At 60.3% G+C, this 21,407-nt stretch carries 23 protein-coding genes and 2 pseudogenes; 12 read left to right on the top strand and 13 right to left on the bottom strand.

Features of this window, described 5'->3' with window-relative positions; genetic code table 11:
• Nucleotides 1-170 precede the first annotated feature (170 nt).
• Complete coding sequence (locus AB4Z35_RS11675) at nt 171-377, top strand: hypothetical protein (RefSeq protein WP_033063016.1); 207 nt, start codon at nt 171-173, stop codon at nt 375-377.
• A gap of 192 nt (nt 378-569) precedes the next feature.
• On the opposite strand, the gene AB4Z35_RS11680 is transcribed toward AB4Z35_RS11675, so the two are convergent.
• Nucleotides 570-1,154 (bottom strand): YajG family lipoprotein, encoded by a 585-nt coding sequence (locus AB4Z35_RS11680; protein ID WP_007981326.1) that lies wholly within the window; start codon nt 1,152-1,154, stop codon nt 570-572.
• A 205-nt stretch (nt 1,155-1,359) separates the two neighbouring features.
• Between AB4Z35_RS11680 and AB4Z35_RS11685 the strand changes: the two genes are divergently transcribed.
• Entirely contained in the window at nt 1,360-1,599 is a 240-nt protein-coding gene (locus tag AB4Z35_RS11685) for a hypothetical protein (RefSeq protein WP_442097129.1), read from the top strand.
• A 737-nt stretch (nt 1,600-2,336) separates the two neighbouring features.
• A complete protein-coding gene (mqo, locus tag AB4Z35_RS11690; protein ID WP_442097130.1) occupies nt 2,337-3,845 on the top strand; it encodes a malate dehydrogenase (quinone) in 1,509 nt (502 codons plus the stop codon).
• A 66-nt stretch (nt 3,846-3,911) separates the two neighbouring features.
• Here mqo and AB4Z35_RS11695 read toward each other — a convergent pair whose 3' ends face one another.
• From AB4Z35_RS11695 to AB4Z35_RS11710, 4 genes are all read right to left on the bottom strand, one after another.
• Nucleotides 3,912-4,199: a PA4642 family protein gene (locus AB4Z35_RS11695; protein WP_442097131.1), complete on the bottom strand. Its 288-nt coding sequence runs from the start codon at nt 4,197-4,199 to the stop codon at nt 3,912-3,914.
• Between the two features lie 62 nt (nt 4,200-4,261).
• Nucleotides 4,262-4,747, bottom strand: coding sequence for a hypothetical protein (locus AB4Z35_RS11700; RefSeq protein ID WP_442097133.1), 486 nt, complete (start codon nt 4,745-4,747; stop codon nt 4,262-4,264).
• Nucleotides 4,748-4,910: 163 nt separating this feature from the next.
• Nucleotides 4,911-5,384 (bottom strand): WbuC family cupin fold metalloprotein, encoded by a 474-nt coding sequence (locus tag AB4Z35_RS11705; RefSeq protein ID WP_007997093.1) that lies wholly within the window; start codon nt 5,382-5,384, stop codon nt 4,911-4,913.
• Between the two features lie 3 nt (nt 5,385-5,387).
• Nucleotides 5,388-5,945: a hypoxanthine-guanine phosphoribosyltransferase gene (locus AB4Z35_RS11710; RefSeq protein WP_007981338.1), complete on the bottom strand. Its 558-nt coding sequence runs from the start codon at nt 5,943-5,945 to the stop codon at nt 5,388-5,390.
• Between the two features lie 164 nt (nt 5,946-6,109).
• Between AB4Z35_RS11710 and upp the strand changes: the two genes are divergently transcribed.
• Together upp and AB4Z35_RS11720 are read left to right on the top strand one after the other, a co-directional pair.
• Complete coding sequence (gene upp, locus AB4Z35_RS11715; RefSeq protein ID WP_007997094.1) at nt 6,110-6,748, top strand: uracil phosphoribosyltransferase; 639 nt, start codon at nt 6,110-6,112, stop codon at nt 6,746-6,748.
• A 2-nt stretch (nt 6,749-6,750) separates the two neighbouring features.
• Nucleotides 6,751-8,025, top strand: coding sequence for a uracil-xanthine permease family protein (locus AB4Z35_RS11720; protein WP_442097135.1), 1,275 nt, complete (start codon nt 6,751-6,753; stop codon nt 8,023-8,025).
• 123 nt (nt 8,026-8,148) lie between these two features.
• Here the strand turns inward: AB4Z35_RS11720 and hemH are convergent, their stop codons facing one another.
• Both hemH and AB4Z35_RS11730 read right to left on the bottom strand, forming a co-directional pair.
• Nucleotides 8,149-9,171 (bottom strand): ferrochelatase, encoded by a 1,023-nt coding sequence (gene hemH / locus AB4Z35_RS11725; protein WP_442097136.1) that lies wholly within the window; start codon nt 9,169-9,171, stop codon nt 8,149-8,151.
• Between the two features lie 13 nt (nt 9,172-9,184).
• The gene (locus AB4Z35_RS11730; RefSeq protein ID WP_442097138.1) at nt 9,185-10,087 is read right to left on the bottom strand and encodes a TIGR01777 family oxidoreductase; all 903 of its coding nucleotides are present in this window, start codon (nt 10,085-10,087) and stop codon (nt 9,185-9,187) included.
• Between the two features lie 196 nt (nt 10,088-10,283).
• Between AB4Z35_RS11730 and AB4Z35_RS11735 the strand changes: the two genes are divergently transcribed.
• From AB4Z35_RS11735 to AB4Z35_RS11765, 7 genes and pseudogenes are all read left to right on the top strand, one after another.
• A complete protein-coding gene (locus tag AB4Z35_RS11735; RefSeq protein WP_007997100.1) occupies nt 10,284-11,270 on the top strand; it encodes an NAD(P)/FAD-dependent oxidoreductase in 987 nt (328 codons plus the stop codon).
• A 196-nt stretch (nt 11,271-11,466) separates the two neighbouring features.
• A pseudogene (locus tag AB4Z35_RS11740) lies at nt 11,467-12,009 on the top strand (YbgA family protein); the annotation flags it as partial.
• Nucleotides 12,009-12,950 (top strand): MerR family transcriptional regulator, encoded by a 942-nt coding sequence (locus tag AB4Z35_RS11745; RefSeq protein WP_442097141.1) that lies wholly within the window; start codon nt 12,009-12,011, stop codon nt 12,948-12,950. The pseudogene AB4Z35_RS11740 and the gene AB4Z35_RS11745, both read left to right, overlap by 1 nt.
• Nucleotides 12,951-12,971: 21 nt before the next feature.
• A complete protein-coding gene (phrB, locus tag AB4Z35_RS11750; protein WP_442097142.1) occupies nt 12,972-14,414 on the top strand; it encodes a deoxyribodipyrimidine photo-lyase in 1,443 nt (480 codons plus the stop codon).
• 2 nt (nt 14,415-14,416) lie between these two features.
• Nucleotides 14,417-14,515: pseudogene (locus tag AB4Z35_RS11755) on the top strand (transcriptional regulator); the annotation flags it as partial.
• Nucleotides 14,512-15,294 carry an SDR family NAD(P)-dependent oxidoreductase gene (locus tag AB4Z35_RS11760; protein WP_442097144.1) on the top strand — a complete coding sequence of 261 codons (783 nt, stop codon included), beginning with the start codon at nt 14,512-14,514 and terminating at the stop codon, nt 15,292-15,294. The pseudogene AB4Z35_RS11755 and the gene AB4Z35_RS11760, both read left to right, overlap by 4 nt.
• Nucleotides 15,295-15,393: 99 nt before the next feature.
• Nucleotides 15,394-15,699: a YkgJ family cysteine cluster protein gene (locus tag AB4Z35_RS11765; RefSeq protein WP_007981864.1), complete on the top strand. Its 306-nt coding sequence runs from the start codon at nt 15,394-15,396 to the stop codon at nt 15,697-15,699.
• Nucleotides 15,700-15,820: 121 nt separating this feature from the next.
• Here the strand turns inward: AB4Z35_RS11765 and AB4Z35_RS11770 are convergent, their stop codons facing one another.
• The 6 genes from AB4Z35_RS11770 to hemA all read right to left on the bottom strand — a co-directional run bounded on the left by AB4Z35_RS11770 (nt 15,821) and on the right by hemA (nt 21,196).
• Nucleotides 15,821-16,339 (bottom strand): acyloxyacyl hydrolase, encoded by a 519-nt coding sequence (locus AB4Z35_RS11770; protein WP_442097146.1) that lies wholly within the window; start codon nt 16,337-16,339, stop codon nt 15,821-15,823.
• A gap of 124 nt (nt 16,340-16,463) precedes the next feature.
• Nucleotides 16,464-17,255: a glutamate racemase gene (murI, locus tag AB4Z35_RS11775; protein ID WP_442097147.1), complete on the bottom strand. Its 792-nt coding sequence runs from the start codon at nt 17,253-17,255 to the stop codon at nt 16,464-16,466.
• On the bottom strand, nt 17,248-18,003 hold the full coding sequence (locus AB4Z35_RS11780) for a molybdopterin-synthase adenylyltransferase MoeB (protein WP_442097149.1): 756 nt from the start codon (nt 18,001-18,003) through the stop codon (nt 17,248-17,250). The genes murI and AB4Z35_RS11780 overlap by 8 nt, the downstream gene beginning before the upstream one ends.
• Complete coding sequence (gene prmC / locus AB4Z35_RS11785; RefSeq protein WP_007973878.1) at nt 17,997-18,827, bottom strand: peptide chain release factor N(5)-glutamine methyltransferase; 831 nt, start codon at nt 18,825-18,827, stop codon at nt 17,997-17,999. Before prmC ends, AB4Z35_RS11780 begins: the two co-directional genes overlap by 7 nt.
• Nucleotides 18,828-19,910: a peptide chain release factor 1 gene (gene prfA / locus AB4Z35_RS11790; RefSeq protein WP_007981853.1), complete on the bottom strand. Its 1,083-nt coding sequence runs from the start codon at nt 19,908-19,910 to the stop codon at nt 18,828-18,830. It abuts the gene before it with no gap.
• The gene (gene hemA, locus AB4Z35_RS11795) at nt 19,907-21,196 is read right to left on the bottom strand and encodes a glutamyl-tRNA reductase (RefSeq protein ID WP_442097151.1); all 1,290 of its coding nucleotides are present in this window, start codon (nt 21,194-21,196) and stop codon (nt 19,907-19,909) included. The genes prfA and hemA overlap by 4 nt, the downstream gene beginning before the upstream one ends.
• Nucleotides 21,197-21,407: the final 211 nt, after the last annotated feature.

The raw sequence follows: 21,407 nt of genomic DNA on the forward strand, positions 1-21,407 counted from the left end.
GGTGGCAGGTGCCGGACCGGCGACCGCGGCGCGGATTCTACCGAAAGCCTGCGCCCCTGCCCTCTGTTTCCGACAAATAACGAAGCTATTGATCAATGGCTGTCCTGAGTCACGGCTTCGTCATCTGTATCGGCGACCATGCGCACCTCGAAACCGACACGGACTACGTCATGCTCCACGCCGAAAACCAGGATCGTCTTTACCTCATCACCCCCAGCGAAGAACAACAAGCCCTCGTCGGCAGCCTCGCCTTCAATGTTCAGGACCGCCATTGGCTGGTGTATTGCGCCTTGGGCGGGCATCACCATGCGGATTTGCCTGAAACGGATTTACTGACCGGTGTGAGTGTGCTGGATTTCTACTCAGAAGCGGCCTGACACAACCATTCCCCTGTGGGAGCGAGCCTGCTCGCGATGATGGCCTAACATTCAACATTGATGTTGCCTGACATACCGCTATCGCGAGCAGGCTCGCTCCTACAGTAGACCGGTGTACATCCTCGAAAGTGAGCAGCCATGAAAAAGCCCGGGGCCATTGCTGGCACCGGGCTTTTTCACATCCAGCGAGGTTTATTCGCCGAGAATCTGACCCACGGTCGGGTCCTTGAACAGGCGGGTCAATGCATCGCTGAGCACATCGCTGACCAGCTTGGTGTTGGTTTCCTGGTTCGGCGCCATACCGAAGCGCTGGTCCAGGGACGAACCATAACGGCCGCTGTAGCGACGGTTGGCGTTCTGTACATCGGAGCGGAACGTCGCGCCGATGGTGGCTTCGGTCACGTACAGGCCTTCCTTGGGCGACTGGTACTTCAACTCTGTCAGGGTCACTGTCAGTTGCGGTGCATTCATGGCATTGTTCGTCGGGGTAAAGCCCAACAGACGCACGGCGGCTTCAGCCTGGGCCTGCAGCTTCGGCAGGATCTGCGCGCCCTGCACGGTAATCGCGCTGGTCTCCGGATACAGACCACCACGGGTGCCCAGTGTCGGCGACGGACGACCGTCCACGACACGCACGACGACGGGCTGGCCATGGCCGACCGGGGCCAACTGGGCGGTCAGCTTGGGTTCCGGGCTCAGTTGTTGCGGGCTGTGGGCGCAGCCAACCAGGGTCAAACTGGTCACAGTGATCAAACCGAACAACAGGCGTTGCAACATGCTCTTCTCTCCAGAATCAGGCACAAACAGGCCCGCAGTATAGCGGTGCGCCACTGTGGGGAACCAGCACCTCACAGTGTTTGATGAAATCTCTGACAACCCTTTGGAAAGGCAGTTCTTGTCACACAGTTGTCACCGCCCATACACTTGCACGTAATGGCTTGCGATTATCGTTTTCTCCAGAAAACCAACAAGGTACTCCACCATGCGCCATCTGATTTCTCTGTTCGCGCCACGCCCGCTGCATCGCTGCTTCGCCCTGCTCGACCGCAACGGACACTGCCAGGCCTTCAAGCAGTGCAGCCTCCAGCCCATGGGCGATGGCTGGGTTGAAATCGAAGAGATCCGCCTGAACTGGCTGAATCAGCCGCTGCCTGCCGACGCCCGCATCGTTTCGCAACAGCACCAGTCACGCTCGCGTGCACAGCAACTGATGACGACCTGACCAAACACCTAATAAAAGTCATTAAACACGACCATTTCCCTGCGTTTCTTAGATACAATCTCCCCCCGATTATAAGGACGTCTCCTGATCGGGCCTCGCAGCATCGTCAATGCGCTTGTGTTGACACCCCGCACCGCCCACAGAGAGCCGCCCACACAGATCGAGTGAAGCTGGCGTGCTTGCTGTTTTGTTGAGCAAAACCTCCACTTTTCGCGAATCTGCAGAGCTGTCATTACGCTCGGTCACTGAGCTTTTTGCCCGTTTTGCCTGCCCTGTATCCCATGGCGGCAATCCATCCGGGCACGGTGCCAGGCTGGGACAGCCCTTTTTGAGGTTCACGTCTTCAAAAGAGCGTGAAAAAAACGGGTTTTCACAACTTCACAAGAGTGTGGCGAGCAAATGAATAGTTTTGCGTCTGAACATGCACCATTAGCGTCTACAACAGCCCAACGACACAGGACCGAGTATTCCTCGAACACCGGAGCCTGAAGCCTGTCCGCTACGGATTTGGTTGCACAAACGGATGTATCGACCATAAGTCGAATTGCCTCCCGCGCGCTGAAATGAGTTCATATGGCTCATAGGCCCGGCAGGTAGCGTCCGTCGAAGTTGCGATAAATTGCGAAGATTCGGACATGGCGATCCTGCCATGGGTACCTGGGGCAACACTGACACGCCCCGTCACTCCTGGCAGCCATGCCGACAATTTGGTGCTGCAGATTTTGGAGACGCGTTAAATGGCGCATAACGAAGCAGTCGACGTAGTACTGGTTGGGGCCGGCATCATGAGTGCCACCCTGGCGGTGCTGCTCAAAGAGCTCGACCCCGCGATCAAGCTGGAAGTCGTCGAGTTGATGGATTCCGGTGCCGCGGAGAGTTCCAACCCGTGGAACAACGCCGGTACCGGTCACGCCGGGCTGTGTGAGCTCAACTACACGCCGCAGGCAGCCGATGGCGCCGTCGACATCAAGAAAGCCGTGCACATCAACACCCAGTTTGAGGTGTCGAAGCAGTTCTGGTCGTACCTGACCAAAAAAGGCACGTTCGGCTCGTGCAAATCGTTTATCAGCCCGGTGCCACACCTGAGTTTCGTGCAGGGCGACAGCGGCGTGTCCTTCCTCAAGGAACGCTTCAAGGTGCTGAGCAAGCACCACGCCTTCGCCGACATGGAATACACCGAAGACAAGGCCAAAATGGCCGAGTGGATGCCGCTGATGATGCCTGGCCGCGATCCAGGCGAAACCCTCGCTGCGACCCGCGTGATCAATGGCACCGACGTCAACTTCGGCGCCCTGACCAACCAGTTGCTCAAGCACCTGACCAGCGCACCCGATGCCCAGGTCAAGTACTGCAAGCGCGTGACCGGCCTCAAGCGCAGCAACGGCGGCTGGACTGTCAGCATCAAGGACGTCAACAGCGGCAACACCCGTGAAGTCGACGCCAAGTTTGTATTTCTCGGCGCCGGCGGCGCGGCACTGCCGTTGTTGCAAGCTTCGGGTATCGAAGAGAGCAAAGGTTTCGGCGGCTTCCCGATCAGCGGCCAGTGGCTGCGTTGCGACAACCCGGAAGTGGTCAAGCACCACCAGGCCAAGGTCTACAGCCAGGCTGCCGTAGGTTCGCCGCCAATGTCCGTGCCGCACCTGGACACCCGCGTGGTCGATGGCAAGAAGTCCCTGCTGTTCGGACCTTACGCCGGCTTCACCACCAAGTTCCTCAAGCACGGTTCCTTCATGGACCTGCCGATGTCGGTTCGTGCCGGCAACATCGGCCCGATGCTGGCCGTGGCGAAAAACAACATGGACCTGACCAAGTACCTGGTCAGCGAAGTGATGCAGTCGATGGAGCAGCGCCTGGATTCCCTGCGTCGCTTCTACCCTGAGGCGAAAGCCGAAGACTGGCGCCTGGAAGTGGCCGGCCAACGGGTGCAGATCATCAAGAAAGACCCGAAAAAAGGCGGCATCCTGCAATTCGGTACCGAACTGGTCGCGGCCAAGGACGGTTCCCTGGCGGCACTGCTCGGCGCTTCGCCAGGTGCTTCGGTGACCGTTTCGATCATGCTGGAACTGATCGAGAAATGCTTCCCGGGCAAAGCCAAAGGCGAATGGGCCAGCAAACTGGCCGAAATCTTCCCGGCCCGTGAAAAGGTTCTGGAAACCGACGCTGCGTTGTATCGCAAGATCAACACGCAGAACAACGTTGCCCTGGAACTGGTTGAAGCCAGCAGCGAGACCGAAAGCTACGCTTGATTCGGCGCCATGAAAAACGCCCCGTTCTTACTGAGAGCGGGGCGTTTTTTTATGGCTGAAATTGACTCAGCCGCGAACTTTTTCGATCAGCTCGATGTAATCCGGCGCGTTGCGCTGATCCTTGATCAGGGCAACGAAGTCATTACCGCGCTCATCCTTGCCATTCACGTCGTAACCTGCTTCGACGAAGAACGCCAGGAAACGCTCGAAATCGTCGATGCGCAGGCCACGGTAGGCCTTGACCAGTTTGTGCAGGGACGGAGAAGTCGCGTCGACCGGCTCGAAATCGAGGAACAACCTGATCTGCTCATCGCCGATCTCGTCACCAATCACTTGTTTTTTATCTTTACGCATTGCCGACTCCAGCTCGCAGACATTACACGGGCGGGCAGTTTACCCCCGTGCAGGCACAGGGCTCAACGCGGACGAGTGCTGCCGGTGTGCAGATCGGCCCAGACATGGCCATTGGCGTAGCTGAGAAACTGGCAATACACCGTGTCATTGCGCAACAAATCGATCACCACCCGGTATTGCGCCAGCGGGTAATAGAGGGTCAGGGTTTTGCTCGACTCGTCGTAAACCGGTTTCTTCAGGCTTTTGCTTTCACCATCGAAATTGACCAGCACCTGACTGATGGTGGCGCCCTTGTTCAGCGATTTGCCCTTGAGACGAATCAGCAACGGCGACGTGACCGGAATCGGCTGTTGATTGGATTGGCGCTGAGCACCGACCACTACCGAATAATCGGTGACCTGCATCAGTTGCTGCTGTTCGGGCTCGCTGTCACGCAGGGTCAAGTCATCGGGCGGCAGGAACTGTGCGTGCATGGGCGCCGGCGCAGCGGCCAGAGGCAGGCTGAGGGTCAGCAACAGGGCGGCGCAGCAGCGGATCAAAAAGCTCATGACGGGCTCCGAAGGGCGTGGCCGCGCACTTTAGCATGAGCTAACGGGACTGGATCGGTGAACACATCCCCTGTGGGAGCGAGCCTGCTCGCGATGGTGTATCAGACGACATCTATGTAGCTGACACTCCATCGCGAGCAAGCCCGCTCCCACAAGTTGAACATCAGTCGAACTGCGCGCGCATCCAGGCCTGATACTCGGCAACACCGGGCTCGCCTTCGCGCGGCGCCCAATGCGCCAGCTCACCTTCACCGACCGGACGATAAGGACCGGCCTTGCATTCGAACATCAGGCTGTCGGCCTCCAGCACCACCAAACCATGGAACACACCGGTTGGCAGGTCCACGCCGACACAGTCGCCACCGGCCTCAAGCACGGTCTTGCTCAGCACCGTACCGGTCTCGTCAAAGATCAGCACGCCCAGCCGGCCCTTGAGGACCAACAGGGTTTCGGCCTTGTTGTCGCCCAAATGTCGGTGAGGCGGAATATACGTAGACGGCTGCAACCCCACCGCCATGCGATGGCAAGCGTCTTCCATCTGATGGAAATTGTGATGCTGGCGCCCGCGAGGATTGGCCGCGGCTTTCCCGGCCAGCTCGGCGAACAAGGTCTGATCCAGAAAACGCGGCGTATCCATGTCTTACATTCCTTTAACGGCGAAAATCCCGTTGGCGTTACGCCAGTAGCCTTTGTAGTCCATACCGTAACCGAAGATGTAGCGGTCGATGCACGGCAGACCGACGAAATCGGCCTTGAGGTCTGGACGGGCCTTGCGGTCGTGGTCTTTATCGATCAGCACGGCGGTGTGCACTTTACGTGCGCCAGCGTGTTTGCAGAAGTCGATGATCGCGCCCAGGGTGTGACCTTCGTCGAGGATGTCGTCGATGATCAGCACATCACGGTCGATAAAGGAAACTTCCGGCTTGGCTTTCCAGAACAGGTCGCCGCCGCTGGTTTCGTTGCGATAGCGGGTGGCGTGCAGATAGGACGCTTCCAGCGGGAACTGCAGATAGGTCAGCAGCTTGCCGGAGAAAATCAGCCCGCCGTTCATTACGCAGAACACCACCGGGTTGCTGTCTGCCATTTGTTCGTTGATTTGTGCACCGACGCGGGCGATGGCCGCCTCGACTTCAGCTTCGGTGTACAGGCAGTCAGCCTCTCGCATGATTTGACGGATATGCTCGAGATCAGCGGACATGGCGCTCTCCAGGGGGTGACGGATTCGGAAAAGCGGGCAAAGGTACGCATCAACCGAGGCCAGATCAAGCCTTTGTGGACTAACGTACTGTATGTCTATAGGACAACACCCTCGGATAGATTAATCTAGGCCGGTTTTTTTGCCCGCCGCCGGAGCCTTTCCCCATGCCCATCCATGAGATCCGCCACCCGCTGATCCGTCATAAACTTGGCCTTATGCGCCGTGCAGACATCAGCACGAAGAATTTCCGTGAGCTCGCTCAGGAAGTCGGCGCCCTGCTGACCTATGAAGCTACCAAAGACCTGCCGCTGGAAGCCTACGATATCGAAGGCTGGTGCGGCACCGTATCGGTCGAGAAGATCGCCGGCAAGAAGATTACTGTAGTACCAATCCTGCGGGCCGGTATCGGCATGCTCGAAGGCGTGCTCAGCCTGATCCCGGGCGCCAAGGTCAGCGCCGTGGGCGTGGCCCGTAACGAGGAAACCCTCGAGGCCCACACCTACCTTGAGAAGCTGGTACCGGAAATCGACGAACGCCTGGCCATGATCATCGACCCGATGCTCGCCACCGGCGGCTCGATGGTTGCCACCATCGACCTGCTGAAAAAGGCCGGGTGCAAGGACATCCGCGCCATGGTGCTGGTCGCTGCGCCAGAAGGCATCGCTGCGGTCGAGAAGGCTCACCCGGACGTGATCATCTACACCGCTTCGATTGATCAAAAACTGAACGAACATGGTTACATCATCCCAGGGCTGGGCGATGCCGGTGACAAGATCTTCGGCACCAAGCAGAAGGACGCGTGACCATGCAGCAAGAGTTCAACGATCCGCTCTGGCGCACGGTGCTGTCGGGTGCACAGATGCTGTTCGTGGCCTTCGGCGCCCTGGTGTTGATGCCGCTGATTACCGGTCTCGACCCGAACGTGGCGCTGTTCACGGCCGGCCTGGGGACGATCCTGTTCCAGATCGTCACCGGGCGTCAGGTGCCGGTGTTCCTGGCATCGAGCTTTGCCTTCATCACCCCGATCATTCTCGCCAAGGGCCAGTTCGGCCTGGCCGCGACCATGGGCGGCGTGATGGCGGCGGGTTTCGTCTACACCTTCCTCGGCCTCGCGGTGAAGATCAAAGGCACCGGGTTCATTGACCGCCTGCTGCCGCCGGTGGTGATCGGGCCGGTGATCATCTCGATTGGCCTGGCCATGGCTCCGATTGCCGCCAACATGGCCATGGGCAAGGCCGGCGACGGCAGCGAATTGATTCATTACCAGACGGCGATGTTGATCTCGATGCCCGCGCTGCTCACCACACTGATCGTTGCGGTTTTCGGCAAGGGCATCTTCCGCCTGGTGCCGATCATCTCCGGCGTGCTGGTCGGTTTCGGCATGTCGTTCTACTTCGGCGTGGTCGATACCGCGAAGATTGCTGCGGCACCGTGGTTCGCGATCCCGCACTTCACCGCGCCGGAATTCAACTGGCAGGCGATTCTGTTCATCGTTCCGGTGGCCCTGGCCCCGGCCATCGAACACATCGGCGGCGTGATTGCCGTGGGTAGCGTGACCGGCCGCGATTACCTGAAGAAACCCGGCCTGCACCGCACCCTGCTCGGCGACGGCATTGCCACCACGGCGGCCGGTCTGTTCGGCGGCCCGCCCAACACCACCTACGCCGAAGTGACCGGCGCGGTCATGCTGACCAAGAACTACAACCCGAAAATCATGACCTGGGCGGCGATCTTCGCCATCAGCCTGGCGTTCATCGGCAAGTTCGGCGCACTGCTGCAAAGCATTCCGGTGCCGGTGATGGGCGGGATTCTCTGCCTGCTGTTCGGTTCGATTGCGGCGGTGGGGATGAACACGCTGATTCGCCACAAGATCGATCTGGGCGAGGCGCGCAATCTGGTGATTGTTTCGGTGACCCTGGTGTTCGGGATCGGTGGCGTGCTGATCGGCACCGGCACCGGGCCGGACGATTTCGGCCTCAAGGGCATCGCGCTGTGCGCGGTGGTGGCGATTGGCTTGAACCTGATCCTGCCGGGTAATGACAGCTGGAAGCACAAGAAGGCGAATGAGCCGCTGATCTGATTGGGTGAAGACCTGAGATCCTTGTTGTCAGTCAGATAGCATTCGCGGGCAAGCCCGCTCCCACAGGTTTTGCACTGAGCTTGTGGGAGCGGGCTTGCTCCGGGCGGCGTTCCGACGAAGCTTTTAAAGCGCCAAAGGTGCTCGTTCGCACAGCACACTCAACGCCCGCGCCCAATGCGGGTCATCGTTGAGGCACGGCACCAGCACCAGATCCTCGCCCCCCGCCTCGCGGAATTGTTCTTTGCCGCGATCACCGATCTCTTCCAGTGTCTCGATGCAATCGGCAACGAATGCCGGGCACATCACCAGAATTTTTTTCACGCCGCTTTTGGCCAACTCATCGAGGCGCGCCTCGGTGTAGGGTTCGATCCATTTGGCACGCCCCAGGCGCGACTGGAACGACACCGACCACTTGCCCTCCGGCAGCCCCATGCGCTTGGCGACCTCTGCCGCCGTACGCAGGCATTGGCCGCGATAACAGGTGGCGACCACCTCCGGCGGTGCCCCGGCGCAGCAATCACCGCCACCCTCGAAGTGGTGGCCGGGGTTGAGTTTCTTCAGATGCCGTTCCGGCAAGCCGTGAAAGCTCATCAGCAAGTGATCGAAATCCTGCTCCAGGTAGGGCCTGGTCGTGGCCGCCAGCGCATCGAGGTATTCCGGTTGATCGTAGAACGGTTGCAGCACTGACAGCTGCACGTCGAGGTTTTTCTCGCGCACCACGCGTTTGGCTTCCTCAATGACCGTGGTGGTGGTGCTGTCGGCGAACTGTGGATAAAGCGGTGCCAGGGTTATCCGCTTGTGCCCCGCCGCAGCCATGCGAACCAGCGTAGATTCAATCGACGGCTCGCCATAGCGCATCGCCAACTCGACCGGGCCATGCTGCCACTGGCCGGCCATGGCTTGTTGCAGGCGACGGCTGAGCACCACCAGCGGCGATCCCTCGTCCCACCAGATCGAGGCATACGCATGGGCCGACTGCTCGGGACGCTTGATCAGGATCAGCGACACCAGCAGGCGTCGAACCGGCCATGGCAGGTCGATCACGTACGGGTCCATCAGAAATTGATTGAGGTAGCTGCGCACATCCGCCACCGAGGTGGAGGCAGGTGAACCCAGGTTGACCAGAAGCAACGCGTGATCGGTCATGCAACGTCCTATTTCAAAGGCGACCGGACAGATCGTCCAGAGCCGCGCGCAAATCCGTGAACTTAAAAGTGAAACCAGCCTGTAACAAACGCACCGGGGTGGCCCGTTGGCCGCCGAGCAACAACAGCGACAACTCGCCCAACCCCACCTTCAATGCAAAGGCCGGCATCGGCATGAACGCCGGGCGATGCAGCACGCTGCCCAACGCCGTGGCAAACTCGCGGTTGCGCACCGGTTTGGGCGCGCACGCATTATAGGGACCGCTGCCTTCGTTGCGATGCAGAAGAAAATCAATCAGGGCGATTTGATCGTCGATATGAATCCACGGCATCCACTGCCGGCCGTTGCCGATCGGCCCTCCCAGGCCCAGTTTGAACGGCAGTAACAGCCGCGACAAAAAGCCGCCCTCCGCCGACAGCACCAACCCGGTTCGAATGAGGATGACCCGAATGCCCTGCGTTTCAGCCCGCTGTGCAGTCTCTTCCCAGGCGATGCATAACTGGCTGGCGAAATCTTCGCTGACCGGCCCCGAGTCCTCGGTCAGTTCGCGCTCGCCACCGTCGCCATACCAGCCGACAGCCGAACCGGAAATCAAGACCCGTGGTTTCTGCTCACGACTTTCAAGCCACGTCAGCAAGGTTTCAGTCAGCGTGATCCGGCTGCTCCACAACAAGGCTCTACGCTTGTGAGTCCAGGGCCGGTCGGCAATCGGCGCTCCGGCCAGATTGACGATCGCATCCACCGGCTCCTGCCCCAGATCCTCCAGCCGGGAAACTCCACGCACTTGGGCACCACATGTTTTCGCGACTTTTTCAGGCTTGCGACTCCAGACTGTCAGGCGATGTCCCTGGCCCAACCAGTGCTGGCAGAGCTGACGTCCTATCAAACCAGTACCGCCGGTCAGCAATATGTGCATKACTTCTTCCTCGCGTGGCGTTTTACCTTGTCCGTTAGTCTATTTTTATAAGCAGGGATCTTTGGTATCGAACAGGCTCTATGTTTAACAATAGGCCAAGCTGTCAGAACGAGAACGCTAAAAGTTATACCAAAAAACAACATTGTACAGGTTTGAACCCCGGCGTAGTCTGTACAGAAAGGCAAACGAGGCCCCTATGACTGTACCTATCGCAATCGTTGGCACCGGCATTGCCGGACTCTCCGCCGCCCAGGCCCTGACCGACCTCGGGCATGTGGTTCAACTGTTCGATAAAAGCCGCGGCAGCGGCGGGCGCATGTCGAGCAAGCGCAGCGATGCGGGTGCTCTGGACATGGGCGCGCAGTATTTCACCGCCCGTGACCGCCGCTTTGTCAACGAAGTCCAGCGCTGGCAAGCCAAGGGCTGGGTCGCCGAGTGGACGCCGCAGCTGTACACCTACCATGGCGGCCAGCTCAACCTGTCACCGGACGAGCAGACCCGCTGGGTCGGCACGCCGCGCATGAGCGCCATCACCCGCGCCCTGCTCGGTGACCTTGAAGTGCATTTCGCCTGCCGGATCACCGAGGTCTATCGCGGTGAAGAACACTGGCACCTGCAGGACGCCGAGGGCTTCACCCACGGACCGTTCAGCCACGTGGTCATTGCCACACCGGCCCCACAGGCCACGGCTTTGCTGGCATCCGCGCCGAAACTCGCCGGGGCCGCCGCCGGGGTGAAAATGGACCCGACCTGGGCCATCGCCCTGGCCTTCGAAACGCCGCTGGAAACGCCCATGGAAGGCTGCTTCGTACAGGACAGCCCACTCGACTGGCTGGCCCGCAACCGTAGCAAACCCGGGCGCGACAACACCCTCGACACCTGGGTGCTGCACGCCACCAGCGCCTGGAGCCGACAACACATCGACTTGTCCAAGGAAGCCGTGATCGAACAGTTGCATGGCGCGTTTGCCGAACTGCTGCACGACTCCATGCCCGCGCCGAGCTTCAGCCTCGCCCACCGTTGGCTCTACGCCCGCCCCGCCAGCAGTCACGAATGGGGCACCCTGGCCGATGCCGACCTGGGGCTGTATGCCTGTGGCGACTGGTGCCTGTCCGGGCGCGTCGAAGGGGCCTGGCTCAGCGGTCAGGAAGCCGCCCGCCGCTTGCATGAACACCTGCAGTAAAAGCACCAACCCGAGCACATCGCTGCTGTCGCCATGGACAGCAGCCCGCCACAAAACTTATACACAACATTTGACTTGTACAACTTCGAATCTATTATGAAGTTATCTTGTACAGACTCGACCATCTGCACAGGTTCAGATTCGAGGTGCTCCGATGCCCCATGCCCCCGCCAAACAGAAAATCGCCATCAACGCCTGCCTCCTGCACCCGGACTTGCCGGTGGAGGAAGACGGCCGGCTCAACGATCCGGTGCTGCGGGAAAACTTCCTCACCCGCGTATTCGCCTACAGTGCCTGGCAACAGCTACGCCAGGAAGGCCTGACCCGGCGCGGTCTCATTGACTTTCACTCGCGCTACAAATACCTGCTGATGGCCCACAACCCGGTGCAATACAAGACCCTGGGCCACTTGCTGGGCAACATGGGTCATACCGATCCGCAGGAACTCGGCCCCCGCTATTTCAGCGAATTGATGTCGGCGCTGAAAAAATGCGCCACCCGCCGGACCCACACCAACGTCCTGCAACACCTCAGCGGCTACCTGAAACAGGCCATCAGCCATGAAGAAAAGCAGGAAGTGCAGCACGTGATCAGCCAGTACCGCCTGGGCATCGTGCCGCTGGTGGTGCCGCTGACGCTGCTCAAACATCACTTTCGCCAACACCCCGATCCGTACATCGCACAGCAGGTCTACCTGCAACCGCACCCGGAAAACCTCAGCCTGCAAAACGCCATTTGATGAAAAAAACACTCGACACCAGCGCCCGGGACGACCTCGGCGATGACTTTAAAAAGGCGTTGGACGAAGGCTGGCTGCCGATCCGTGAAGTGGCGCGGCTAACCGGCGTCAATGCCGTGACCTTGCGCGCCTGGGAGCGACGCTACGGCCTGATCGTGCCGCAACGCACACCCAAGGGGCATCGGCTGTTCTCGGCCGACCATGTAAAACGCATCCAGAGCATCCTCACCTGGCTCAACCGTGGCGTTGCCGTCAGCCAGGTCAAGCCATTGCTCGATACGCCGCAAACCTTCAGCAAGTCCGTCGACAACGATTGGCACGCCTTGCTGCAAACGTTGCTGCAGGCAGTCAGAGGACTGCAGGAGCGCTCCCTGGATGACAGCGTCAATCAGGCGATGGCGCTGTATCCGCCGCGAACCCTGTGCGCGCAATTGCTGATGCCTTTGCTGGCCACTCTGGAGCAACGCTGGCAAGGCCAATTCGGTGCGCAGATGGAGCGGGTGTTTTTTTGTGCCTGGCTGCGCAGCAAATTCGGAGCACGCATCTACCATAACAATCGTCAGTTGCGCACCGCGCCGCTGCTGCTGATCAACCACTCGGACCTGCCCGTGGAGCCCCACCTGTGGCTCACGGCCTGGCTGATCAGCAGTGCCGATTGCCCGGTGGAGGTCTTCGACTGGCCGCTGCCTGTCGGCGAACTGACATTGGCGGTCGAACTGCTACAACCCCGTGGCGTTCTGCTGTACTCCAGCAAGGCCATGAACCTGGCGCAACTGGCGAAACTTTTCAAAGGCGTCAGTTGCCCAAAAATGATTGCCGGACCAACGGTATGCATCCACCACGCCGAGTTGTCCGCAAGTACTACCGGGATCGCTGATTTGTACCTGGCCGAAGATCCATTGTCGGCACATCAGGCACTCGTTCAGCGCGGGCTGATTTAAATGAATCGCGTGGATACCTAAATGCAATTGATCTGGCTGCGCAGCGACTTGCGCCTGAATGACAACACCGCCCTCTCGGCCGCCGCGGCTCGCGGCCCGTGCGTGGCGGTCTATCTACTGAGCCCGGAACAATGGCTGGAACACGACGATGCGCCCTGCAAAGTGGACTTCTGGCTGCGCAACCTGCGCGAGTTGAGCCGCGAACTGGGTCAATTGAACATTCCCCTGCTGATCCGCCAGGCACCTCGCTGGGATGACGCGCCAACGGTGTTGCTGAACCTGTGCCGACAGTGGCAGGTCGACGCGCTGTACCTCAACGAAGAGTACGGCATCCATGAATCCCGTCGCGATGCAGCGGTCGCCCGGACGCTAAGGGCCGAAGGCATCGAGGTTCGCCGCTACCTCGATCAGTTGCTGTTCCAGCCCGGGAGCGTGCTGACCCGGTCCGGCACTTACTTTCAGGTCTTCAGCCAGTTCCGCAAAGTCTGTTACGAACGGCTGCACCACTCGCTACCCAGCCTGGTACGCGCACCGCAGAAACAAGCGCCGATGAACATTGCCAGCGATGCGATCCCCTCGAGTGTCGACGGTTTCGCAACGCCCGGTGACAACCTGCGCAGCCTGTGGCCGGCGGGCGAAGCGCAAGCCCGACATCGCCTCGACAGCTTTAGCGATGCGCAGATCGACAACTACCAAAGTGAACGCGATTTCCCGGCGAAGCCCGGCACCAGTCAGCTTTCGGCTTATCTCGCCGCCGGGGTGATCTCTGCTCGCCAATGCCTGCGCGCGGCCCTGCACAACAATCAAGGCGAATTCGAAAGCGGCAACACCGGTGCCGTCACCTGGATCAACGAACTGCTGTGGCGCGAGTTCTACAAACACATCCTGGTGGGCTACCCACGGGTTTCCCGGCACCGCGCGTTTCGCCCGGAAACCGAAGCGCTGGCCTGGCGAAACGCCCCCGAAGAACTTGCTGCCTGGCAACAGGCACGCACCGGCTTGCCGATCATCGACGCCGCCATGCGCCAACTGCTGGCCACCGGCTGGATGCACAACCGCCTGCGCATGGTGGTAGCAATGTTCCTGACCAAAAACCTGCTGATCGACTGGCGCGAAGGTGAACGCTTTTTCATGCGTCACCTGATCGATGGCGACCTGGCGGCGAACAATGGTGGCTGGCAATGGAGTTCCTCCACCGGCACCGACTCGGTGCCGTACTTCCGGATTTTCAACCCGTTGAGCCAGTCGGAAAAATTCGATCCCGAAGGCGTGTTCATCAAGCAATGGCTGCCTGAACTGGCCGGGCTGAATAAAAAACAAGTGCACAACCCCGCCAATCTCGGTGGCCTTTTCGGTGGTGTGGATTACCCCTCACCGATCGTCGACTTGAGTACCTCCCGTACACGCGCGTTGGCGGCATTCAAAAATCTGCCGTCACGGCAATACACCTCCGTTGGGTCATGAGTGACCGCCACCGGGATCACTGCGATACCGGGGCACTGCTTTATGAACATTTACCCGTATTGGGCCGGGCAATGGCCTGGCTGAAAAGGAGATTGGGATGAGCCGTGCACTCTCACGACGATACTGGCTGACCGGCGCCAGCAGCGGCATCGGTGCCGCCCTGGCAGAAGAAATCCTGAAAACCGGTGCGCACCTGGCTGTCAGTTCGCGCTCGGTAGCGCAGTTGAAAGTCTTGTCGCAACGCTATCCGGGGCAGGTGCTGGCAGTGGCCGGTGACTTGACCAACAGCCAGAGCGTGCGCGAAATCGGCGAGCAGATTGCCGAGGACTGGGGCTCGCTGGACTCCGTGATACTCAACGCCGGTACCTGCGAGTACGTGGACGCCAAGCAATTCGATGCGTCGATTGTCGAGCATGTGGTGCGCACCAACCTGTTGGCCAGCAGCTATTGCATCGAAGCCGCCCTGCCCTTGCTGCGGGCCGGCACCGCACCGCATATGGTGGCCATGGCCAGTACGGTGACTTACCTGCCGCTGCCCAGGGCAGAAGCCTACGGCGCCTCGAAGGCCGGGCTGCGTTATCTGTTCGAATCCCTGCGTATCGACCTGGCCCCCGAAGGCATAGAGGTCACGGTGGTCAGCCCCGGGTGTTTCGAAACGCCGCTGACGGCGAACAACGACTTCCCTATGCCCTTGAGCTGGCCGGTGGAGAAAGCTGCGCGGCACATCTTCGAAAAACTCAAGGACCGCCCGCTGGAAATCGCTTTCCCGGCCGCCTTCATGGCCGCCCTCTGGCCGCTCTCCAAACTGCCGGAACAAGTGAAACTGGAGATCGGCAAGCGCATGGTGCGCAGCCAGCCACCGATCAAGGATCAACCGTGAAAATCGCCATCATCGGCCGCGGTATCCCGGACGTTTCGATACTTGAGCGTCCGTCAGACCTTTCACACAGCACCCGGCGACTGCCTTACACTGCGCGCCATGAAAACCATCCCCCATACGCAAATCGCGGAACCCGCGGTCACCTGTTCGACCTGCGCAGCCTGTTGCTGTCAGCTCGAAGTCATGCTGATCACCGATACGGGTGTGCCTGAACGGTTCATCGATACCGATGACTGGGGCGGGGAAGTGATGCTGCGCCTGGACGACGGCTGGTGTGCTGCGCTGGATCGCAACACGATGATGTGCACCATCTACGAAAAACGCCCGCTGATCTGCCGGGAGTTTGAGATGGGCGCTCCGGAGTGCATCGACGAACGCCAGGGGATTTCGACGGCGTATCGCTGAATCGGAAAACAACACAGCTCCTGTAGGAGCGAGCCTGCTCGCGATTGCGGACTGTCAGCCACTAAGCTGGCAACTGACACACCGTCATCGCGAGCAGGCTCGCTCCTACAGGGGGATGCAATTACAACGGCAACGTGTAATGGAGCGAGTAGCTTTCTACACCGTCGTTGGAACTGGCGAGCCCGGCGTTGGAATAGTGCGTCGCACGGATCCCGACTTCATGGCCGCCGTTGAAGCGCAGGCCAAAACCGAGCCGGTCTTCAAACTGGAAAGCACTGCCGATGTTGTTGTCTTCGAGTCGGGTATTGGAGAACACCGCCACGCCAATGCCCGCTTCAACGTACGGCTTGACGTTCTGGCCGGCAAATTCGTAAACGAATACCGGGGAGAACGACAGGCTGTTATTGCTCGAGGTCTTGTCGCCTTCCCAGTAGGTGTAGGCGCCACTCCAGTAACCGGTCACGCGACCGACGTCACTCTGCCACCAGCTCTGGTCCCAATCGAATTGCATGCCCAGTCGATACGTCATGGTCGAATCGCTGGTCTGACCAACCGCGAACTCCACGCCTGCCGCCTGCGCGGTAAAGGTGTGCCCCAATAGTGCGGCCGCAATCGCGGCCAAGCAGAATAGTCGCTTCATTAGAAACTTCCTTTTCCGAACAATTTCGTATGGTTTTTTTTGTTGCTCAGCCCTGAAAAGCTATAGAAATCGGCGATTTATCAGAAGCTCACCCCAATTTTTCGTTTGATTCCCCGGGACTTTCTTACCTGTTGAAGCTTCGCACAATGCCAGCCGTATTCCACAGTATCGGCAAGATATTTCTGAAATGAACCGGATCTGCGCTGGTCCAGAACTGCGCTTCACGGGCAGGCCCATCGGCGAGCAGTTCGCCTTCGGCCAAAAGCCGCTGGAGTTGCCGCGCGACGGCGGCACCGGTATCGATCAGGCTGATGTCCTCGGGGATCATCTGCCGGAGCATCGGCTTGAGAAAAGGGTAGTGGGTGCAGCCGAGAATCAGGGTGTCCGCGCCGGCGGCCAGCAGCGGCTCGACATACCCGGACAGCAGTTGACGCAATTCGGGGCTATGCAGGTCGCCGTTTTCAATCAGCTCCACCAGCCCGGGACAAGGCTGGGTGATTACTTTCACGTCCGTGGCGAAGCGGTCGAGCAACGCGGCGAACTTGGCGCTCTGCAAGGTGCCGGTGGTGGCCAGCACCCCCACTACGCCGGAGCGGGTTGCGGCGGCGGCCGGCTTGACTGCCGGCTCCATGCCAACGATGGGCCATTCTGGATAGTCGCGACGCAGGTCGGCGACACCGGCCACCGTCGCCGTGTTGCACGCCAGCACCAGGGCCTTGGCGCCCTGTTGCCGAAAGAATTCAGCCATCACGCTGCAACGCTGCTGGATAAACTGCGGGGTTTTCTCACCGTAGGGAACATTCCCGCAGTCGGCGACGTACAACAGAGACTCACGGGGCAGCAAACGCTGGATCTCGGCCAGTACCGAGAGCCCGCCGACACCGGAGTCGAACACGCCAATCGGCGCTTCACGCATGTTTCGACCCACAGACGCTGCAACCCGGATCGCGCTTGACCCGCAACTCACGGAAGCGTGTACCCAAGGCATCGATCAACAGCAGGCGCCCCACTAGCGGCTCACCGAATCCGGCCAGCAACTTCAGCGCTTCGAGGGCTTGCAGACTGCCAACCAGCCCCACCAGCGGACCGACCACGCCGGCCTCGCTGCATGTCAGCTCGGCTTCGCTGCCGTGCCCATACAAACAGTGGTAACACGGACTCTCCGGCCGACGCGGATCGAACACCGACAGTTGCCCTTCGAGGCGAATCGCCGCACCGCTGACCAGCGGTTTGCCGGCCGCCACACACGCGGCATTGACCGCTTCACGGGTGGAGAAATTGTCAGAGCAATCGAGGACCAGATCTACCCCGGCCACCACCTCGGCCAGGGAATCCTCATCCAGCGCCGAACGATGGGCGACCAGTTGAATCTCGGGATTGATCGCGGTCAGGCGCTTGAGCGCCGAATCGACCTTGGTCATGCCGACGCTGTCGGTGTCGTGAATGATCTGGCGTTGCAGGTTGGTCAGGTCGACTGTGTCGAAGTCAGCCAGGTGTAACTCGCCAACGCCGGCGGCCGCCAGATACAGCGCCACTGGCGCGCCAAGGCCGCCAAGACCGACGATCAATACGCGGCTCTCCTTGAGCCGCAACTGGCCGTCGATATCGATGTGTTGCAGCAGAATCTGCCGGCTGTAACGCAGCAATTCCTGATCATTCAGCACGGCAGGCGCCCCAGACTGATGCGTTGGTGACCGCCCAGATCGGTGCGGCTGTGGACTTCTTCGAACCCGCGGGTCAGCAGCAAATCGCGGACCGCCTCGGCCTGATCGTAACCGTGTTCGAGCATCAGCCACCCGCCGGCGTCCAGATGATCCGGCGCCTGGGCGACGATCAGGCGCAGATCGTCGAGCCCGTCGACACCCGCCACCAGGGCGCTGGCCGGTTCGAAGCGCACATCGCCCTCGACCAGATGCGGATCGGCCGCTGCAATGTAGGGCGGATTGCTGATGATCAGTTGAAAACGCTGACCTTCCAGGGCGCTGAACCAATGACTGCTTAGTACCTTGGCGTTGTTCAGGTGCAGGCGCTGGCGATTGCGTTCGGCCAGGGCCACGGCTTCCAGCACGCGATCCACGGCCGTGACGCTCCAGGCCGGACGCTCGCTGGCCAGGGCCAGGGCAATCGCGCCACTGCCGGTGCCGAGGTCGAGCACCTTGGCCGGTGTGGCCGGCAACAGTTCCAGCGCAGCTTCCACCAGCAGCTCGGTGTCGGGGCGCGGGATCAGTGTGTGCGGTGCCACTTCCAGATCCAGCTTCCAGAAACCTTGCTGGCCGAGGATATAGGCCACCGGCTCACCGCTGCGGCGGCGCTGCAAATACTCGGCGAACGTCAGCGCCGCTTCGCTCGGSACGATGCGCTCCGGCCAGGTGTGCAGGAAACTGCGGGACTTGCCCAACGCTGCCGCCAGCAGCAATTCGGCATCCAGACGCGCCGTCGGCGAGTCGGGTAAATCGGCGGCGCGCAACAAACTGGCGATGATCGTCATTTACTCACCTATCGCAGCCAGTTGATCGGCCTGGTACTCGGCCAGCAACGGCTCGATCACCGCCTCGACGCCGCCGGCGAGAATCTCGTCGAGGGAATACAAGGTCAGGTTGACCCGGTGGTCGGTGACCCGGCCCTGGGCAAAATTGTAGGTACGGATGCGCTCGGAGCGATCACCGGAGCCGACCAGCAACTTGCGCTCGCTGGCGATGGCGTTGGCCGCGGCGGAGGTCTGCTGATCGTTCAGCTTGGCCGACAACCAGGACATCGCCCGGGCACGGTTCTTGTGCTGCGAACGCTCTTCCTGGCATTCGACCACGATGCCGGACGGCAAGTGCGTAATGCGGATCGCCGAATCGGTCTTGTTGACGTGCTGGCCACCGGCGCCGGAGGAGCGATAGGTGTCGATGCGCAGGTCGGCCGGGTTGATCTCGATCGCTTCCTGTTCGTCCGGCTCGGGCAAGACCGCCACGGTGCAGGCCGACGTGTGGATGCGGCCCTGGGATTCGGTCGCCGGAACCCGCTGCACACGGTGCGCGCCGGATTCGAACTTGAGCTTGCCGTAGACGTTGTCGCCTTCGACCCGGGCAATCACCTCTTTATAACCACCGTGTTCACCCTCGTTTTCCGAGAGGATCTCCACCCGCCAGCCACGACGCTCGGCGTAACGCGAATACATGCGGAACAGGTCGCCGGAGAAAATCGCCGCCTCGTCGCCGCCGGTGCCGGCACGGATTTCGAGGAACACGTTGCGCCCGTCGTTCGGATCCTTGGGCAGCAGCATGCGCTGCAGGTCGGCTTCGAGCGTGACCAGGCGTTCCTTGGCTTCGCGAACTTCTTCCACGGCCATTTCACGCATGTCCGGGTCGCTGTCCTTGAGCAGTGCCTGGGCACCTTCGAGGTCATCCTGCACTTTCAGCAGTTCTTTATAGGCACCCACGATCGGTTCAACTTCCGCGTACTCCTTGGAATAGGTACGGAACTTGTTCTGATCGGAAATGACCTCGCCGTCGCCCAGCAGGGCGGTCAATTCCTCGAAACGGTCCTGGAGGATATCCAGCTTATTGAGCAGTGACGCTTTCATTGCGGTTTTTTATCCGAAAAGCTATCCGATGAGCCCTCACCGAGGGCAAAGAGTTCCTGGGCCATCGCCAGCGCATCCAGGCGACCTTCGGCAGAGAGCTTTTTCAACTGCACGCTGGGTGCGTGCAACAGTTTGTTGGTGAGCCCGCGAGCCAGTTGCACCAGCACCTCTTCGGCACTGCTGCCGTTGGCCAGCATGCGCTGGGCCTTTTGCAATTCTTCGTCGCGCAGGCGTTCGCTCTGTTGACGATAGGCCTTGAGCACGTCCACCGCCGCCAATTCACGCAGGCGGACCATGAAGTCTTCGGCCCCGACCGAGACCATCTCTTCGGCGGCCTGGGCTGCACCCTGGCGGCTCTTGAGGTTCTCGGCCACCACCTCGTGGAGATCGTCGACGCTATAGAGGTAAACATCGTCCAACTCGCCGACTTCTGGCTCGATATCGCGCGGAACGGCGATATCCACCATGAAAATCGGTTTGTGCTTGCGCAGTTTCAAGGCGCTCTCCACTGCACCTTTACCCAGGATCGGCAATTGGCTGGCGGTGGAACTGATGACGATATCGCTGCGCACCAGCTCTGCCGGAATATCCGATAGCAACACCGCATGGGCGCCGAACTGTTCGGCCAGAATGCTGGCACGTTCCAGGGTGCGGTTGGCGACGACGATGCGCTTTACGCCCAGTTCATGCAAATGGCGGGCGACCAGGGTGATGGTCTCGCCAGCGCCGATCAACAACGCCTGGCTGCGTTGCAGGTCGCTGAAAATCTGTTTCGCCAGGCTCACCGCGGCAAACGCCACCGACACCGGGTTCTCGCCGATGGCCGTGTCGGTGCGCACCTGTTTGGCCGCATTGAACGTGGCCTGGAACAGCCSCCCGAGCAATGGACCGATGGTGCCGGCCTCACGGGCCACGGCATAAGCCGACTTCATCTGGCCGAGAATCTGCGGTTCGCCCAACACCAGCGAGTCGAGCCCGGAAGCGACCCGCATCATGTGACGAACTGCCGCATCATCTTCATGCACATAGGCGCTTTCGCGCAGCTCCTCGAAGCTCAAATGATGATATTCGGCCAGCCAGTGCAGCACGGTGTCCGCCGACAGGTGATCCTGTTCTATATAGAGTTCACTGCGATTGCAGGTGGAGAGGATCGCAGCTTCGCGGCTGTCGGTGAGTCGGCAGAGCTGCTGCAAGGCCTCAACCAGCTGCTCAGGGGTAAAAGCCACGCGCTCGCGGACGTCTACTGAAGCAGTCTTGTGGTTAATACCGAGTGCAAGGAAGGCCATTCAAAGTCGCTGATGGTGACGTGAAGCCGACAATTGTCCTACTTCGACGGAATCAGAACAACTACTCGATATCTATCGCGCCAGTAGGCAACGCCGACGTTGCGAGCAGTTCTCGTTTACAAGGCAGCCAGGCGTTGACGGATCCGCTGTGCGGGTAAATTGGCGGGCCGGTTATGTTTGGCCGAAAGCTTGTGTCATGATGATCCGACCG

The sequence above is a fragment of the Pseudomonas sp. KB_15 genome (assembly GCF_052114525.1).
Taxonomy (GTDB): domain Bacteria; phylum Pseudomonadota; class Gammaproteobacteria; order Pseudomonadales; family Pseudomonadaceae; genus Aquipseudomonas.